1 protein-coding gene is annotated in these 861 nt (G+C 74.9%); it reads right to left on the bottom strand.

The annotated features are described in order from the left end of the window. Positions 1-861: HAD-IC family P-type ATPase (locus FE811_RS27005; protein WP_140849595.1), on the bottom strand; the 861-nt coding region annotated here is incomplete at both ends.

Raw genomic sequence — 861 nt, forward strand, 5'->3', positions numbered from 1 at the left:
GATGCCGTCGCCGATCATCATCACGCCCCCCTGCGCGGCCATCTCGCGGATCGCGGCCAGCTTGCCTTCGGGCAGCATCCCGGCGCGATGGTCCATGCCAAGGGCGCCCGCGATGGCCTCGGCGGTGCGCGGGTTGTCGCCGGTCAGCATGACCGCGCCGACATCCAGCGCGCGAAGCTGGGCCATCGCCTCGGCGGCATCGGCGCGCGGCTCGTCGCGCATGGCGATCAACCCCAGGGGGCGGCGCGCGCGAAAGACCGCGACCACGGTCTTGCCCTCGCTTTCCAGCGCGGTGGCGCGGCGGATCGCATCGGCTTCGATTCCGCCCTGCTCGGCGGCATGGCGGGGCGAGGAGACCCATGCGGGCTCGTCCGCGACGACCGCCTCGACCCCCCGGCCCACCAGCGCCCGCGCCTCGCGCGCGGGCAGCGGGGCCACGCCCGCCTCGGCGGCACGCGCCAGGATGGCCTGCGCCAGCGGATGGCTGGAGCCGGCCTCGACCCCGCCCGCCACCGCCAGCAGCCCGGCCTCGTCCACGCCGGCGGCCGGCACCAGGTCGGTGACCACCGGCCGGCCATGGGTCAGCGTGCCGGTCTTGTCGAAGGCGACTTGGTTGACCTTGGCCGCGGCCTCGATCACCGCGCCGCCCTTCATCAACAGCCCGCGCTTCGCCCCGGCCGAGAGCGAGGAGGCGATCGAGGCCGGGACCGAGATCACCAGCGCGCAGGGGCAGCCGATCAGCAGCAGCGCCAGGCCGCGATAGATCCAGCTCCCCCAGTCCGCGCCGAATGCCAGCGGCGGCACCAGCACCACCAGCGCCGAGACCGCCACCACGGCGGGCATGTACCAGCGGCTGAAGCG

It is taken from the genome of Paracoccus sp. FO-3 (assembly GCF_006386455.1).
GTDB lineage: Bacteria > Pseudomonadota > Alphaproteobacteria > Rhodobacterales > Rhodobacteraceae > Paracoccus > Paracoccus versutus.